Annotated in this window: 1 protein-coding gene; it reads right to left on the reverse strand. The window is 46.2% G+C overall.

What is annotated here, in order from left to right:
- Window positions 1-667, reverse strand: a 667-nt coding sequence (locus tag R7Z49_RS25420) for a dihydropteroate synthase (RefSeq protein WP_318112446.1), incomplete at both ends; no start/stop codon positions are given.

Here is a 667-nt window from a genome sequence, read left to right on the forward strand (position 1 = left end):
CGACGGTTAAGCACAACGTCTTCTACCGCTTCTCGTAGTTTTTCCGGAACGTTGTCATAAATCTCAAGTTGACCCGCGTTTACGATCCCCATATCCATACCATTTTTAAAACAGTGATAGAGGAACACAGCATGGATAGCTTCACGAACGTAGTTATTACCGCGGAAGGAGAAAGACACGTTCGACACGCCACCGGAAATCATCGCGTGTGGCAAATCGCGCTTGATGTCCGCTACAGCTTCAATGAAATCAACAGCATAGTTGTTGTGCTCATCAATACCCGTTGCTACGGCAACAATGTTCGGGTCAAAAATAATGTCTTCTGGCGGGAAGCCAACTTCGTCTACCAAAATACGATAAGCATTTGTACAGATTTCTAGCTTGCGCGCGCGTGTTTCTGCCTGACCAACCTCATCGAATGCCATGACGATCACAGCTGCGCCATAACGACGGATCAGTTTAGCTTGCTCAACAAATTTCTCTTTGCCTTCCTTCAAAGAGATAGAGTTCACAATACCTTTACCTTGAATGCATTTCAGACCCGCTTCGATCACTTCCCATTTGGAAGAGTCGACCATGATTGGCACTTTGGAGATTTCTGGTTCTGAGGCACATAGGTTTAGAAAACGCACCATACAAGCCTGTGCGTCTAACATCCCCTCATCCA

The organism is Vibrio sp. 1562, from assembly GCF_033340155.1.
Lineage (GTDB): Bacteria > Pseudomonadota > Gammaproteobacteria > Enterobacterales > Vibrionaceae > Vibrio > Vibrio alginolyticus.